The sequence below is a fragment of the Trichococcus flocculiformis genome, from assembly GCF_900113645.1.
In the GTDB taxonomy this organism is placed as follows: domain Bacteria; phylum Bacillota; class Bacilli; order Lactobacillales; family Aerococcaceae; genus Trichococcus; species Trichococcus flocculiformis.
Genome location: NZ_FOQC01000002.1, coordinates 1 through 16,163 on the forward strand (window position 1 = coordinate 1; position 16,163 = coordinate 16,163).

Annotated in this window: 14 protein-coding genes and 1 other annotated feature; of the genes, 1 reads left to right on the top strand and 13 read right to left on the bottom strand. The window is 41.1% G+C overall.

What is annotated here, in order from left to right:
• Window positions 1–167: 167 nt before the first annotated feature.
• Genes cas2 through cas3 form a run of 7 tightly spaced genes read right to left on the bottom strand, consistent with a single transcriptional unit; the run spans window position 168 to window position 8,193 of the window.
• Window positions 168–461 (bottom strand): CRISPR-associated endonuclease Cas2, encoded by a 294-nt coding sequence (cas2, locus tag BMZ71_RS00965; protein WP_086942286.1) that lies wholly within the window; start codon window positions 459–461, stop codon window positions 168–170.
• A 14-nt stretch (window positions 462–475) separates the two neighbouring features.
• The gene (gene cas1c, locus BMZ71_RS00970) at window positions 476–1,501 is read right to left on the bottom strand and encodes a type I-C CRISPR-associated endonuclease Cas1c (RefSeq protein WP_086942285.1); all 1,026 of its coding nucleotides are present in this window, start codon (window positions 1,499–1,501) and stop codon (window positions 476–478) included.
• Entirely contained in the window at window positions 1,498–2,169 is a 672-nt protein-coding gene (gene cas4 / locus BMZ71_RS00975) for a CRISPR-associated protein Cas4 (RefSeq protein ID WP_086942284.1), read from the bottom strand. The genes cas1c and cas4 overlap by 4 nt, the downstream gene beginning before the upstream one ends.
• A complete protein-coding gene (cas7c, locus tag BMZ71_RS00980) occupies window positions 2,159–3,007 on the bottom strand; it encodes a type I-C CRISPR-associated protein Cas7/Csd2 (protein WP_086942283.1) in 849 nt (282 codons plus the stop codon). The genes cas4 and cas7c overlap by 11 nt, the downstream gene beginning before the upstream one ends.
• Window positions 2,994–4,931, bottom strand: a complete 1,938-nt coding sequence (gene cas8c / locus BMZ71_RS00985) for a type I-C CRISPR-associated protein Cas8c/Csd1 (RefSeq protein ID WP_086987958.1) — start codon at window positions 4,929–4,931, stop codon at window positions 2,994–2,996. The genes cas7c and cas8c overlap by 14 nt, the downstream gene beginning before the upstream one ends.
• Window positions 4,932–4,936: 5 nt before the next feature.
• Window positions 4,937–5,692, bottom strand: coding sequence for a type I-C CRISPR-associated protein Cas5c (cas5c, locus tag BMZ71_RS00990; protein ID WP_086942281.1), 756 nt, complete (start codon window positions 5,690–5,692; stop codon window positions 4,937–4,939).
• Between the two features lie 20 nt (window positions 5,693–5,712).
• Window positions 5,713–8,193 (bottom strand): CRISPR-associated helicase Cas3', encoded by a 2,481-nt coding sequence (cas3, locus tag BMZ71_RS00995; protein WP_177187449.1) that lies wholly within the window; start codon window positions 8,191–8,193, stop codon window positions 5,713–5,715.
• Between the two features lie 634 nt (window positions 8,194–8,827).
• On the opposite strand from cas3, the gene BMZ71_RS01000 reads away from it, so the two are divergent.
• Window positions 8,828–9,808, top strand: coding sequence for a hypothetical protein (locus BMZ71_RS01000; protein WP_086987956.1), 981 nt, complete (start codon window positions 8,828–8,830; stop codon window positions 9,806–9,808).
• A gap of 450 nt (window positions 9,809–10,258) precedes the next feature.
• On the opposite strand, the gene BMZ71_RS01005 is transcribed toward BMZ71_RS01000, so the two are convergent.
• The 6 genes from BMZ71_RS01005 to pepF all read right to left on the bottom strand — a co-directional run bounded on the left by BMZ71_RS01005 (window position 10,259) and on the right by pepF (window position 15,900).
• Entirely contained in the window at window positions 10,259–11,095 is an 837-nt protein-coding gene (locus BMZ71_RS01005; RefSeq protein WP_086987955.1) for a transporter substrate-binding domain-containing protein, read from the bottom strand.
• Between the two features lie 87 nt (window positions 11,096–11,182).
• A complete protein-coding gene (locus BMZ71_RS01010) occupies window positions 11,183–12,034 on the bottom strand; it encodes a transporter substrate-binding domain-containing protein (RefSeq protein ID WP_177187450.1) in 852 nt (283 codons plus the stop codon).
• A gap of 28 nt (window positions 12,035–12,062) precedes the next feature.
• Entirely contained in the window at window positions 12,063–12,785 is a 723-nt protein-coding gene (locus BMZ71_RS01015; RefSeq protein WP_086987953.1) for an amino acid ABC transporter ATP-binding protein, read from the bottom strand.
• Window positions 12,778–13,428 carry an amino acid ABC transporter permease gene (locus tag BMZ71_RS01020; RefSeq protein WP_068558831.1) on the bottom strand — a complete coding sequence of 217 codons (651 nt, stop codon included), beginning with the start codon at window positions 13,426–13,428 and terminating at the stop codon, window positions 12,778–12,780. The genes BMZ71_RS01015 and BMZ71_RS01020 overlap by 8 nt, the downstream gene beginning before the upstream one ends.
• A 73-nt stretch (window positions 13,429–13,501) precedes the next feature.
• Window positions 13,502–13,731: a binding site (T-box leader), on the bottom strand.
• A gap of 143 nt (window positions 13,732–13,874) precedes the next feature.
• Window positions 13,875–14,078, bottom strand: a complete 204-nt coding sequence (locus BMZ71_RS01025; RefSeq protein ID WP_086987952.1) for a YwbE family protein — start codon at window positions 14,076–14,078, stop codon at window positions 13,875–13,877.
• 13 nt (window positions 14,079–14,091) lie between these two features.
• Complete coding sequence (gene pepF / locus BMZ71_RS01030; protein ID WP_086987951.1) at window positions 14,092–15,900, bottom strand: oligoendopeptidase F; 1,809 nt, start codon at window positions 15,898–15,900, stop codon at window positions 14,092–14,094.
• Window positions 15,901–16,163 lie beyond the last annotated feature (263 nt).

Consider the following 16,163-nt stretch of genomic DNA (forward strand, 5'->3'; position numbering starts at 1 on the left):
TATTTCAATCCACGCACTCGTGTAGAGTGCGACTGCTTATTTTATGCGGTTCCTATCCAATATCTACACTACATAAGCGAAATAGTGAAGATATTTTGTATATTATCCAGATAAATAATCCTTTTTTAGCGCGACTGACCCGACTTTTTATGCTCAACACAGGTTCGCTACAATAAGAAAACATCCGATTCGGGATTATATGCCCCATCTCTCCCCATAGTTTCTACTCTACTTATCCAATTTTTTCCAAGTAAGTAGAATCGAAGTGAATCTTTTTGATGATCAATTATGCCGTCCAATTGTGATTTTACTTTAACAAATTGAGCTGGATCAATCGTGCATTCAAAAACCGAATTCTGAACTCTCTGACCATAGTTGATACACGTTTTTGCAACTTTTCTCAATCTCTTCCTTCCAGATGGATCTTCAGTATTTACATCATACGTTATTAATACCATCATCAGAATCATCACCTCTATGAGATAAACGGTGGATATTCATCCAGATCACCACGAATATGTCTTGACAACAGTTGTGCTTGAACATAAGGAATTAGTCCAATCGGAATCGTCTCTTTTATGAAAGGATGTGTAATTTCGATTTGTTTCCTTTTTTGCCATTCGGTTAATATTTTCTCTCTTCCTTTTTCGTTTAAAAGGACTGCATCATTTTCTTTCACTTCAAAATCACTCTTTGATATTTGATTACGATTAATCATAGTCAATACCAAGCGATCAACCATGTATGCCCTCAATTCTTCTATCATATCTAAAGCTAGACTTGCCCTTCCTGGTCTATCAGTATGGAAAAAACCTACGTAACTATCTAACCCTATAGTTTCTAAGGCTGCTTGAACCTCGTACGTAAGCATGCTATATAAAAAGGATAACATAGCATTGACCCTATTCATAGGAGGTCGCTTACTTCTCATAACAAATTTGAAATCCTCTTGCTGACTCAATATTAAAGAATCGAATTGTTGAAAGTAAATCCTAGCAGCATCACCCTCGACACCTCTTAAACTCTCTTTTTCTCTAATATCATTCACAACTTGGATTTGGTTATATAAGTAATCTGTTACCTTTTGGATCTTCTGGGAATCAATTTTATCTGGGTGATCTCTCAGTAGTCTTAAATATACCTTCCTGCTGTTAATTAACTTAGCTTCAATGCACCGCTTGGCAATCATCAAAGAGCGATCATCATCCGATATCCGATATTGCGTCCGTCTTAAAAGAACGTTCCCATTTGTAACACCAATAAACTTCCCGCAAAATCTACCATTAGGAGTTAAAAAGGTAATTGAAATATTGTTTTCATTGCATAATTTTACAACACCAGGACTTGCTCCGACGTAATTAAAACATACGATACCTTCAAGTATATGTATTGGGAATCTCCGAATGGTCTTACCATCTTCTTTGATAATTATATTCTCGCCGTCACGAGCAAGATAGTATTCTTCATTTGTTATGTATAGCGTATTTAACAGTTTTCTCATGTCAAATCCTCATCCAATCGCTGCGACATATAATTTGCTATGCTTACTTTTTTCTTAGTTATTCTAGGCATACAAATATCAACAAGAGAGCATTCTTTGCAATTTTTTGATATTTCTGCGGGTGTAGTGATATTCTGTTCATAAAGATGATGCATTTCATTCGATAGGTGAAAAACTAAATTTCTCAGCTCTTCAGTAATGTCCACTTCTATCTTCTTATTTGTTTGATTATAGTACAGATAGGATTTTGGAATTTTTATATTTAACTTTTCCTCCAAGCAAATAACTTCCGCCACCAGTTGGACGATATCACGTAAATCTTTTTTTTGTTTTCCCCGCTTAAATTCTACGATTACAGGAGACCATTTCCCCCTCTTACCAGGTACCGAAATTCCATTTATGTCATCTTTTGTAAATTCTACAACATCTAACACACCACTCAAACCTAACAGGGATGAGGCAACCGGCATGGCTCTAGAAAAAAATCGGTCTTTCCTTTTTTCCTTTACATACGGATTATCCGCTTTCGTATGAAGCAATTGTCCTTCCATCGTCCATCTGTTTTCGCTCCATTGCTGTTCAATGTGTATTAAGCACCACTGCCGTTTGCAAAAGTAAAAATGCTGTATCCCTGACAGCATCAGAAAATCATCGCTATCATAGACCATACATATGTTCAAACTTAAGACCCAGCAATCCTGCTTCCTCAATTTTCTTTTCATCCAAATGGATTTGATAGTCTTCATAAGAATGAACGTCAAACGAATCCAATTGCTTATAAGTTAACATATCAAACACTTTAGAACTTGATATCACACCTAACTTAGAAGGATGTGTGAACCAGTATATCTCTTTCACATCCATGCTCCCTTCAGGTCTTGCAGAAGAAGAATCGTTTACAAAAAGAGTACGAAGACTTTCCTTAAGTATATCAACATCTTCATTCGAAAAGCCGGTTTTTTCTGCAAAATAAGCATTTATGCTTCCTTTAATCAAGTATACTCCGTACTCCACAAATGGTTTTGTTCCCATGGTATCTGAAGATCTTCCCTCTGCCTCCATTCCGTTTGTGCTACGAGTGATTTGCATTGAAGTAATATTTACAGGAGAGAGACTTTTGGCCATGCTGATTGATACTGGACCACGTATGCCAATCGATTTTTTGTCGAATGTAATAACCTGTCCGAAACTTCTTACGTCGAGCCATTCATCGCATGCTCGTTTATAGATTTCATCATCAATGTCTTTAGGTGAAAATAAATTTTGATATCTTTTTTGAAGAGAACGGAATCCATCGTCAATACGATCATTAGACTTTACAAAAATATTATATCCCATATCCTGCATGCGATTGCGAATTTTCCTTTTAATACTGACATCACTCATTACTCCTAGGCCCTCTAAGTCGGTTCTGGGATAATTTCCATTTAATGGGTCCCCATTAGGATTAGCGTCCACAACTTGTACTGTTACAATAAAATCAACCTTTTTTTCAAACTTCGTCATGATTATTTTCCTCCCCTTGATTCATTTTTTTTGTATAAGTTTGTTTTTTTTGAGCGTAGTAACCGAAAATAAAATCTTCGTTCAATCTTGAATTTTGTTGTCCACTGCTTAAATTTAACTCATTGATTGCATTAGTCACTTCTGACAGCAAAGCATCATAGTAATAATAATATTTATTGTTTTTTTTCAATCGATCCAGGTAAGGTCTGATTCTCTTGATAAGTATTCCGTACGTTTTTTGAGGTGACTGCATATATGTCGCCCAAAGTTTTTCAGCGTTAGTAATTTTATCACTACTTGTTGCAGTCGTTTCGATTAGTTCAATTACAGCCAGTAACCTACCATACAAGTAATCCCTACTATTATTCATCTCGTCCAACTTACTTGTCACTTCCTCCCGTTTGTAATCCCATTTATATTTTTTTAATACAGAACATGCAGTGTTTAACAGCGTATCCCATCCTTCTTTGTAAGCAATGCGTTTCGATAGATTATTCATTGTCTTATTCACAATATCCATCGGTATTTTTTTCCCATCCACTATAGATGGCAGCAATCGCTCCACAGTTTTTTTCCGCAAGGCATCATCATACATTTCAATGCGTTTTGAATCTTTATTAAAATGTCCATATGTAACATTGGCAATTTGAGACAATGAAGGTGTCTTTACTTTTAGATATTTCCCATAACCATACTGCCAATTTGTTGTTGCATACCAGTTGCTGACGCGAGTGGTCAAATCCCCCATAAATATTTCCCTGAAATATTTGACGGATATTCTTCCATTACTAACTTTATCAATAATTAGTACATAGAAACGTAAGCTATCAAAGTCTTGGTATAAAGCAGAATGTGTACTCAGCATTTCCCCACGGATATGATCATTTACAATCTGCGCTTTGTTAGAAGTTATCGTATATTCTTCCGTGTCATCCCAAAAAGATAACGAATCATCCTCAACTTGAGCCTGTGAAAATGTTTGTTCACCCATAAAATCATAATCATAGTCCTGCAAATCTACACTCGGCCAAGTTACGACCCTAGAACTAGCATCCAGCATGTGACTGGTACTCTTATTTTCCAGTAGATACTTCAACATATTATGAATTTTCTGAGAGGTGACATATCCCACTTTGGTAACAGAAGAACCATCCTCGAATCGACCATAATACGTCTCAATGTGGTTACTAACTGAAATTAATTTCGCATTCCCCATAAGGCCGCGGTGTTTTTTAGTACAATAGGTTTGTAGCCCACTAATATCACATATCTCTTTTGGTAATTTGTCTAATTCACTTTCAACAAAGCTGATATAGTTTTTATGTAATTCCTTATCCTTTGAAACTTTCCGGTTTCTTTTTGACTTTGTTTCAATGCAAAATGTAATAAAATCTTTCGAGGATAGAGTGAAATTACTATCATCAGCCGATACCATAATTTTATTAGCATCGATTTTATATGCTGAACGAGGATAAAGATAGAGTATTATGTCGCTTAAGAGGGTATCTTGTTTCAGATATTTCCATATACTGTTCAATACGATATTTCCATTGTCTCCATCATTAAAGTTTACCCATTTTTCAAGATTCGAAATGTACGCATCAAATTTTTCTTGTGAAAAAGCGCTAGTGATATAGGATAATTCATCACACAGAGGATGTGGTGCCTTATCATTTGCCCTTGCAACAGAAGCTTCCGTTACGGGGAAAATGATAATTTCATTTTTTTCAAGGTAGTTCGCCCTTAAAAAATCTCCCTCTTCGCTTAGTGTTATTTCAATGATATCTTTTCCGTTATTAGAGCGTTTGTTAGTATGAAATATCGGTAGCAATACTGCACTATTATTTAAATTATCCACATCATCAACCAAATCGCTCTCTTCACAACTCAGATAAGTTTTATATAAAGCAGTAAATACATTCAATTTATCTACACCTCCTCCATTTTACATTTTTCGTATTCCTCATCTACTGATGTTATTCCATCAAGCGTAAAATTTTTGATAGAATAATCTCTGAGTTCTTGACGAATTACGCACTCCTCAGGTCGCCCGAATGTAATCACACCTTCATGCATCTGAATAGCTGAAAAGTTGGATACTAATTTTCCAGCTGAAGATTCATCATATGATTCTCCTGGATAAGAAAATGAATGAAACATAATCCCAAAATTAATAGATTTGTCATGATAGTAAGGGACTGCATCTTGATAGTCAGTCGCGCTTATTCTTTCTACCGCTCCAATGCATTCCCTAGTCCCAATAAAAACATCCCGTCGTCCACCTCTGTCTAGTGAACGCAACAATATTTGTTGATGCTTTATCTCTTGTCTATCGTTCTTCAAATCAGGACGATTAAGATTCCATTCAAAATGAAATTTCACCAAGTATTCAACTTTTGTGAGATACGTATAGTAACTAAGATCATTGCCTCCGTTTCCGGTCGTAATTATCGGCCGCATACCCATCGTTTCAGTCTGGATTGGATTCATCACTTTCAATTCATCGATAAAAAAAAGCAGTGTTGGCTTCCAATAAATACCCTCTGTAATTCCTTTCATAGCCTGATATGTAGGGATTGGATAGGTAAATTTCTCTCCTCCCCCTTTTGTGACCGGATCCGTAAATAAAGCATATTCTCCTGTCAAGCGATAATAAAAAGGTTTCGACTTAAATTGTCTATCCATTTTTTACTCCTTCCTTTTCTTTACGGTAAAAGCAATTGCAATGCACTTATGTTTAATCCAATTTTTTCATCGTAATATTCCTTCAACAAAATATTTATCGAGCCATCCATTAACTCTTCAACGTAATCTTTCATTTTACCTATATCATACACCTGTATTGTATACGGTTGCAATTTTTTTAAAACTTTTTTCACATTATTGAATTCATATTTTTGCATTGATTCATGTAGTTCTTCTATGTAATCCAATACGTCGCTATGGGTATCTGAAAAGAAATAAGGAACTATGACTGTGACGGTTTCTTGTTTAATCAGATCAAAACTTTTACCAGCTGTCAAAAAAGATTGCGCTATAAACAAAGAATTATTCAGTTCATTGCAACTATCCCGGGCTTCTTTGTTGTATCCTAATAATTCTATCAAGTTAGTTCCATTCGTGTTGTAACCCATTAACGAGGTCTGATTTGCATAATGTTTTTCATAATACAATTCCTGTAATTCCTCTAAATGGAATATTTGGTCGTTATCCGTAATGTTCAATTGATTCATGGCATATAAGCTTGCATTCCTTGCTTCTTCAATTTCTTTTAGACTCTTCAAATTTTCTTCTTCGTATTTAAAAATTTTAAATAAACCACGAGATAATTTACCGTTTCGATTACAGCGACCGGCTGCCTGAATCAAAGAATCCACTCCGCTTAAGGAACGGTAGACAACATTAAAGTCAAAATCCACACCAGATTCAACTAATTGAGTGCTGACCACGATAATTTTTTCAGGATCGGTCACTTCTTTAAGAGTAATCTTTTCAGTGTAATCCTTAATTTCATTAATAATTTTAATCCTATGTGCCGCACATAAATTAGTGGTTAAATAGAATATCTTAGACTTACTAACTTTTTTTAATTCTTCGTATAAGGTTAGAACAGCTTTTTTTGTATTCAGGATTATCAAGACACTTTTATAGTTGCTTAAATCATAGTTTATCTTATATATGAGTTCACTTGTATTCAATGTCTGCTGATTTTTCCCTATTAAATTATACGCATCTACTCTGGCAAAACTCTTTTTCATTGTTTCATCAAGAATTGCCAAATCAGCGTTGAAATTAGAATTCTGAGTATATTCTATTGGATAGTCTAGTTCCGAATAATCTAAGGTAGGTTGAGTGGCAGTACACAAAACAATATTGGTCTTCATGATAGTACTCATAAAGTTCATCATCAGATTGAAATGATACAGCACATTAACTGGCAAACTTTGGACCTCATCAATAATAATTATGCCATCAATGAATTGATGGAACCGTCGAATATTACTGCTCTTATCTTTAAACATCGTTTGAAAAAACTGAACCATTGTTGTTAGTACCACTGGGCTGTTCCATGAATCAATCAAATACTGTTTTTGTCGATAATCTAAAGTTGAGGATTCCTCATCTGAATTAGTGTCTCTTTCGCTTATGATGTTGGAATGATGCTCCAAAATATAATCTGAATCAGATAATGTTTTTTTTATAACCGCAGCATTTTGTTCGAGAACAGATAGAAAGGCAGTTATGTAAAAAATGCGTTTTTTATTGTGCGAACAAGCGTTGTTTATAGCATAGCGCAAAGAAGCATGAGTTTTGCCAGATCCGGTTGGCATTTCCAGTTTGTATATGCCATAATTATTTTGTATGCCGGCAACACGAAGCTGTTCCGAAAGAAACACACGATTTTTATTAAGCTCACTCGGATTTTCAGATTCACTAAATTGCCGTGCGATATTTTCAACTTCTTGTAGGCTTCTTTTGAAAAAATCCTCCTTTTCAGTTTCATCTATCTTCTTAGTTCTATCGTCTTCAAATACATTCGCAGAGTCGTAAATATCACCCTCTTTTAATATTGATAATCCCAACCGAACAATGCAGTGTAAATAGTACGCATAGGCGTTCTTTAGTAATTTTTTATTTTTCTGATTGCATAATTTAAGTATTTTACTATCTATTGCCTCAAATTCCATTAAAGCATCAGAATAAAAGTCCTCCAAAGTTTTTCCTTTTTGCTTGAATATATCTTCCTTCAATTGATTCACGAATGGTATGACGTCCTCTTCAAAATGATACTCTTCAGTTTTATCGTATGTTATCCGTCTCTTCATAATGTAATCGCATTCAAAATTTACCACATCAAACAAACCATGATGTGAAAAAACTATGTACTGGATAATTTCGTTCATTACCTTCTGAGATCTTTTAATTGGACTTTTCCCTAAAACATTAACAAGGTATTTCCCACCTGCCGAAGAATGGTTCACCCGGTCTTTTGTTCCATTGTTGATATAATGCTGAAAACGACGATCCGCCTTACCAAGATCATGCAGTATCCCTACTAAATACATAAAGTTGGATAATTCAATATGAGCACCTGTCTCTTCACAATATTCAGCAACGGAGAATAGATGCTCTGATAACGATTGTTTTTTCCCATCTGTATTTGATTCTCTATGTGCAATTATCATGATTGTCACCTCTTGATGGTAATATAGCATACTCATTTTCTAATTGCAATAATTAATATATATAAATAGAATCTTTATAGTGAAAATCCCTAACAAATAAAAAATTTGAATTTCCTTTACCTATCATGTAATATTACATTGTCGCGTATGCGTGGATTGAAATTATTTCTATATCTTAATAGATATAAGTGCCCGTGCAGAATTTTCATGTTCTGCACGGGCTATTTTTTTGTTCTGTAATACTAATTTTTCAGAGTCAATTGTCCTAAGCTCAGCAATTTACTATTTCATGAGTCTCCTCAATTTGTTAATCTCCAATTTTTGGGTTTAGTCGTTTTGAGTCTTTTTATCATTGTTTCCTTTTGAGTCTCTTTCCGTCATAAACACCACCGCTCAGTGATTTCCATACTATAAAGCATACATCTATATAGTTTGATAATCAAATCATTTTCATCACTTTTCTCCATCATTTCCACTTCTTAATTCCGCTCATATCATTTCCCCGCCCCATCTAAAAGTGCTACACTTTAGTTGATATAAAAGCAATCATCAGGTTTAATTATGTACAGTCCACATGGGGCACTCACAACGACTTTCAAATCAGAATCATCCTCAGGAATGGAGAGAAAAAACTATGGATACGATCAGCAATTATGTAGATTCCGTCTTCGCACAGTTACCAACCACTCCCGAAGTATCAGAGCAAAAGAACGCCATGCTAACGAAAATGCAGGATAAGTACCAACAACTGAAAGCTGAAGGCAAAAGCGAGCACGAGGCAATCAGCGGCGCCATAGCAGCTCACGGAAACATCGATGACTTCACCTCATCGTCCACAGCATCCGCTTCGGCTGCACCTGCAGCAACCCCTGAAAACGAGGTCTTCCTTTCTCCCGAACAAGTCGACGAATACATCAATCATCGCCACCACTTCGCTTGGGCGATGGCGACCGGTGTTTTCTTGTGCATCATGGGGCCGGCCAGCCTGTTCCTTGGCCAATACCTCACCGGTTTCAGGGGAGGCCGCACGAGTGAATTGTTGGATATCCTGACGATTGTACCGCTGTTCCTCTTTATAGCAGCCGGCGTCGCGCTGTTCATCCTTTATGGCATGAAGGAGCAGCAATTTGAGCTAGAGGAGAAACGGGTCCAGCTCGATACCGCAACCTACGCCAGGCTGAAAGCTGAACACAAAAATTTCCGGCCGCGGCTGGCGGTCGCTGTCGCAATCGGGGTCGCGCTCTGCATCCTGGCGCCCGTCTCGATGCTGCTTTCCGTCGTCCTGCTCGGGGAAGAGAATGGTCTGTCGCTTGTGTTTCTGCTCAGCTTCATCGCGATCGGTGTCTTCCTGTTTATCTTTTATGGCATCCAGGACGAAACGTACGAGAAACTGCTGTCGATCGGCGATTTCTCAAAGGATAAGGCCGAGAAAAATAAATTAGTCGGTATCGTCGCTGGTGTCGTCTTCCCGTTGGCAGCCGCCATCTATTTGATTGCCGGTTTCGTCTACTATGCTTGGGCGAGCGCCTGGATCATCTTTCCGATCACCGGCATCCTCTTCGGGATTTTCGCGACTGTCTATAATGGGTATATGGATCTGAAAAAGAAAAAGTAAGATACCGGAAATCATCTAAAGAAGTCTGCATAAAAAAGAATGGGGTCTGTTCATTGCGTTAAATGAACAGACCCCATTTTTATTTCGTGCCTAAAATAGATTGGTGTCGGGTATTGTGACGGTTTCGACCGCTGAACAGTCGACAGTTGAGGGATCTCTCGGCTGTTCGCTTTGTAATCGATCCAGATCAACCGACACTTCGACTATCTCTCGACTCTTCACGACGCAATCGATCCAGATCACCCGACAGTCGCATGATCTCTCGGCTGTTCGCGACGCAATCGATCCAGATCAACCGACACTTCAGCTATCTCTCGACTGTTCGCTAAGCAATCGATCCAGATCAACCGACATTGCGGCTATCTCTCGGGTTTTCACACCGCAATATGCCGAAGCGCTAGACAAAGGGCCACCTCGAAAATCGAGATGGCCCTTCATGCATGTATTTAACTATTCCACGGTATTCTCATCCATGATTTCGATATTCGTACGCATCAATTCCTCGATCTGTCCGCTTTCTTTCATCTCATCCAAAATGTCGTTCACCGCATCCAGAAAGTCTTTGTTATCTTTCGCGACGGCGATAGCTGACTCGTTTGGCGTACTGGCAACATCAAAGCCCGCGATCTCAAGACCTTCATTCTGCTCGACATATTGCTTCGCAACCGTTTCGACCATCAGCACAGCATCAACCTTTCCGGTCACCAAATACAGGATGGCCGTATTCAATTTCGGTACGGACTGGATTTCAGCACCCGGGAAATTTTCCAGCAAGTACGTTTCCTGGATCGTCGCCTTTTGCGTCGCCAGGCTGGCCTTCTTCAGATCATCTTCCGATCGGATATCCTTTGCATCCTCCGATTTGATCACAAGAGCATCCTTTTGAGTATAGTAAATGTCCGTGAAATCGACGCTTTGTTTTCTTTCTTCCGTAGGGTTCATGCCGGCGATGATCATATCGACCTTGCCTGTGGACAATGCCGGAATCAGGCCGTCGAAATCCATGTCTTGGACTTCCAGCTCGACCCCGAGTTCATCCGCGATGGCTTGGGCGATATCGATGTCGAAGCCGATGATTTTGTCCTCTCCGTCCTGCACAAGATGCCATTCATACGGGGGATAATCTGCACAAGTTCCGACGACCAATTTGCCGCTGTCTTTGATTTCCTGCAAGGCGCTGCTTCCATCCGTCGCAGCGCTGTTCGCTGTTCCGCCCGTGTTTCCGCATGCCGTCAAAGCCAGGAGGCTCATCGTTCCCAAAACCATTTTCATAAACCCTTTTTTCAATCGTGATTCCTCCGCATTCTTTCCTTGTCTCAAAAAAAGGATGCCCTTTTGAGAGCACCCTTGCACTTTTATTGGTTTGGTCTGTTTTTATTCTGCTGTATTGTCTGTTACGATTTGATCGTTAAGTTGGTATAGCTCTTCGATTTTGCCGCTTTCTTTCATTTCATTTACGATATTGTTGACTGTTTCCAGGAAATCGCCGCCGTTTTTCGCAACTGCGATAGCTGCTGCATTTGGCGTGCTGTTGATATCAAAGTTGGCAACCATCAAATCATCATTTTGTGCAATGAATTGTTTCGCAACGGTATCCACCATCATGACGGCATCCACTTTTCCTGTCGTCAAGGACATGATTGCTGTGTTCCATTTCGGTACGGATTGGATTTCAGCGTCTGGGAAAGCTTCCAGTAGATACGTTTCTTGGACTGTAGCTTTTTGCGTAGCCAATTTAGCTGTCTTCAAGCTGTCTTCTGAAGTGAACTTATCAGCATCTTCTTTTCTGATCACGACAATGTCTGTTTGCGTATAGTAGACATCCGTGAAATCAACGCTTTGTTTTCTTTCTTCAGTGGCGTTCATTCCAGCGATGATTATATCGATTTTACCGGTCGTCAACGCTGGGATCAGTCCGTCGAAGTCCATATCTTTGACTTCCAACTCAACGCCTAATTCATCAGCGATTGCTTGGGCGATGTCGATGTCGAATCCGATGATTTCATCTTTTCCGTCTTTAATCAGGTGCCACTCGTATGGAGGATAATCCGCAGATGTACCCATTACCAATTTGCCGCTGTCCTTGATTTCCTGCAATTTATCAGTTGTTGTTGTAGCCGCTGAATCTATTGCGGAGCTGTCCGATGTCTCGCTTGTATTTCCGCATGCCGCTAAAGCAAGAATGCTCATTGCACCCAAAGCTAATTTCAATAATCCTTTTTTCATCCTAACCCCTCCAAATATGTTTTTTATTTTATAGGACTTTCGATAAGAAATCCTTTGTCCGCTCACTTTTTGGATGATTGAAAATCTCATCCGGTGTTCCTTGTTCCATCACCTGACCGTCATCCATGAAAAGGATGCGATCGCCTACTTCTTTCGCAAAGCCCATTTCGTGGGTCACGACTACCATCGTCATGCCTTCCATCGCAAGGTCTTTCATTACCTGCAATACTTCGCCGACCATTTCCGGGTCAAGCGCGGATGTCGGTTCATCGAACAGCATCATATCCGGTTCCATCGCCAAAGCCCGTGCGATCGCAATCCGTTGTTTCTGTCCGCCCGACAAGGATTGTGGATAGACATCGGCTTTTTCGGACATGCCCATGCGCGTCAACAGTTTTCTGGCGATCGCTTCGGCTTTATCTTTTGGGACTTTCTTGACTTGTTGCGGTCCGATCATGATGTTGTCCAATACCGTCAGATGCGGAAAAAGATTGAAACCTTGGAAAACCATACCCATTTTGGTGCGGATGGAATCGATGTCCACACCTTTTTTGTTGATTTCCTTACCTTCGAAGATCACTTTCCCGGATGTCGGTTCTTCCAACAAGTTCATGCAGCGCAAAAACGTGCTTTTGCCGGATCCGGACGGGCCGATGATAACGACCACTTCACCCGAGTTGATTTGTTCATCTATGCCTTTTAGGACTTGTTTGTCCCCGAAAGATTTCGTAAGTTTTTCTGTTTTAATCACTTTGTTTCAACCTCATTTCCAGAATGTCCACTAATTTAGAGACGATTGATGTCATGATGAAGTACATCACAGCAGCGACCACCAGCGGGCCGAATGGCAAGAATGTCGCACCGCGGACCGTATTGGCGGCGAACATCAAGTCGCGTAAGCCCAACACAGAAACGATGGATGTTTCTTTAATCAGCGTCACGAATTCGTTACCCAAAGCAGGAAGGATATTCTTGATGGCTTGTGGATAAATGATTTTTTGCATCGCCATAGATTTACTCATTCCGATCGAGCGGGCTGCTTCCATCTGGCCTTTATCGACTGCTTGGATTCCGGAACGGATGATTTCGGCGATGTAGGCTGCCGAGTTCAATGATACCGCGATGACACCGGACAAGAAGTCAGGCAATTCGATATTGATGACGTACAGGCCGTAATAAATGATGAATAATTGCACCAAAAGTGGTGTACCCCGCACAATTTGGATGTACCCATTCGCTAATATGCTGAGAAACTTGTTGGGCGACATTTTCATCAATGCCAATCCCGTCCCCAAGATGACGCCCAGTACAATCGCACTGATCGAAAGGCCAATCGTGTAACCCGCGCCTTGGAAATAGATCGGCAGATAGGTCTCAAAGAAAGTCAAATCCATTTGTATATAATCCCCTTTTTTATGTTTTTGCTGGTGGTGCTTTGGGTACTAAAAAACCGCCCCTTGTATTGCTACAAGAGACGGGTCAATGTTTGATTCCGCGGTACCACTCTAGTTGATCTGTTGTAAACAACAAATCCACCTCGATTAAATTAACGCATAAAGTGCGTAAAAGGCTACTCAACGTTCACCTTTTCGTCATCCGAAGTGCGCTTCAATTTGATATTTTACTGCTGGGCTTCCACTCTGTCCCGGCTCGCTGGAGAAAATATTCAAATCTACTCTCTTCATCACTGACTTTGTTCTATTCAGTTGTGGTATGAAATCATAATATAAGATTTGAAAAGAACTGTCAACAAAAAAACTATCATTGGATTTTCATCTGACCCTTTTTTTCTGTGAAAAGACGCGACAACTCGATTCTTTTCTCATTTTTTAGCTACAATTTATGCCTCGTCGATAATCTGCTGCACGCGTCCGACTTGGTCGCCTTCAACCAGCATAACTTTGATGCCGTGCGGATGATTGGGGCTGTTCGTCAACAGCCGTTTCACATGCCCTCTTGTCAATTTCCCGGTGCGTTGGTCTTTCTTCAAGACGATATCGACCAAAGCTCCGATTTTGATGTTTTTTCTGAGTTTTCCGTCCATAAATTCCTCTTTCTTAAGCAAGCTCTTTGCTCAGTGTGATGATGTAATCGACCGCTTCGTCCAAATAGTGGATCGTGTCCTGCAGCGCCTGATCTGTTTTGATGTCCACGCCTGCCAACGCTGCGGCTTCTGCGGCTTCCAATTTGTCCCCTAGAGCCAGGAATTCCAACCAATCGGCCACCGCGCCCTCTTCTTCCGCTTTGACACGCAGGAAGGCTTGCGTCGCGATCGTCAGGCCGGCTGAATAGGTATAGGAATACAGGCCCATGTAGTAATGGATCTGGCGCATCCATGTCAGCTCGGCTCCGGCGTTGATTTCCACAGCATCACCCCAGAAACGTTCCAGCACGCTGCGTTTGATTTCGCTCAATTTGCCGGCATCGAAGCTCTTGCCCGCGTCGATCAAGTTGTAGACTTCCCTTTGATAGGCCGCCTCCAGCAAGTGCGTGACAAAATTGTGGAAATAAGTGTCGGAAAGCATCTTCGTCAAAGCGAAGCGCTGCATGCGCGCATCCGTGCTCTTGCGTGCCAATGATTCCGTCAAAAGCAGTTCATTGAATGTGGATGGGCCTTCGATCAGGTACAACGATGGCTCCGAACCGAGGATGCTGTTGTTTTCGTTCGACAAGATCATCTGTCCGGCATGGCCCAATTCATGGATCAGCGTATAGATGTCCGAAAGTTGGTTCGCCCATGACATCAGGATGTAAGGGTGCGTGCCATATGGGCTGGTGCAGAATCCGCCTGTTGATTTGCCGATGTTCTGCGCAAAATCGATCCAACGCTCCGGATAGGCTTGCATGATTCGGTCGGTATAGTCCTTGCCCAAAACGGCTATGGCGTCCTCCACCATCACTTGCGATTCTTCAATCGACACTTGCGGCGAATATTCCGGATCGAGCGCAATCTTCAGGTCGGCGTAGGTCATTTTGTCCAGTCCGCGGATTTCTTTCAGATGGGTGATGTATTTCTGCATGACCGGCGCTAGGTCGTTCATGATTGTGTCGATTTGGCGATCGTACAGGTCGCGCGTCACTTCCTGCCCATAGAGCAGATAGTCGATCACAGAATCGAAACCGCGCATCGTCGCCAGCGTCTTTTCTTTCTGCAGTTGGGTATAATACGCAGTCGCAACCACGTTTTCATAATCGCTGAGGACAGCCGAGAATTTGTCGAAAGCCGCCCGACGGATTGCCGTATCGTCATGGTACATGTAGTAATCTTCATAGAGCACGAAGCTCAGCGGATATTCCTTTCCGTCGGCCGTAAAAGTGCCGAAGTCCATATCGCCAAGGCGGGCCTGCTCATAGATGGCGCTAGGTGCATCCAACGTGGGTGCCAACTGGGCCAATGCCTTTTCGACTTCGGGTGCCAGCTGGATACGTTTGTTTTTCTTGATGTGACGGATGTAGGAAGCGAAACGCGCTTCTTCCGAAACGACCTGATCAAGGATAGCGGCGTCGCAGCCGATCAGTTCCGATTCGAAGAATGTCAGCTGAGCGCTGATGTCCGCCATCGCATTCGCAGTTTGGCGGGACAGCTCGACGTTGTCCGGATCGGTCAGGTCGGTCGCTTCCGGCATCATCGCATAGTGATCCGCCAATGTCGCGGTTTCGATGAGCCTTTCGTATTCCTTCATTGCAGCAAGGATCGTTTTGGCATCCGTGAGTTTGCCTTCATACGTCGTTGCGAAGGCTGCGGTCGCTGCCTTAAGGCCATTCAAAGCTGCCTCGAAGTCTGCTCTTGTTTTATAGAGTGCAGTCACATCCCAAGTCAATGCCTCAGGGACGTCCGCGCGGTTTTTCAGTTGTTCTTGTGTCATGATTTTGGCTCCTTTAATCGTGCTATTCGACGAATATCGAATGGAATGCTTCTATTATATCAAAAAAATGCTGCCGGCGTCGGGTATCGAGCTTGCCCTCAGCTTTGCTCCGGTGAGCGCTCTTCTCAACGGAGGTGGGGTTCCGGTAATCTGCTCTGCTCCTGTAAACGAATGTTGGCCGGAGCTGGGCGTGAAATCGCAGGATGTCCTCCGTCGAGCGATGGTTCGTCGGAGGTGCAGACTTTGCGCTCGCCTCAGCTCCG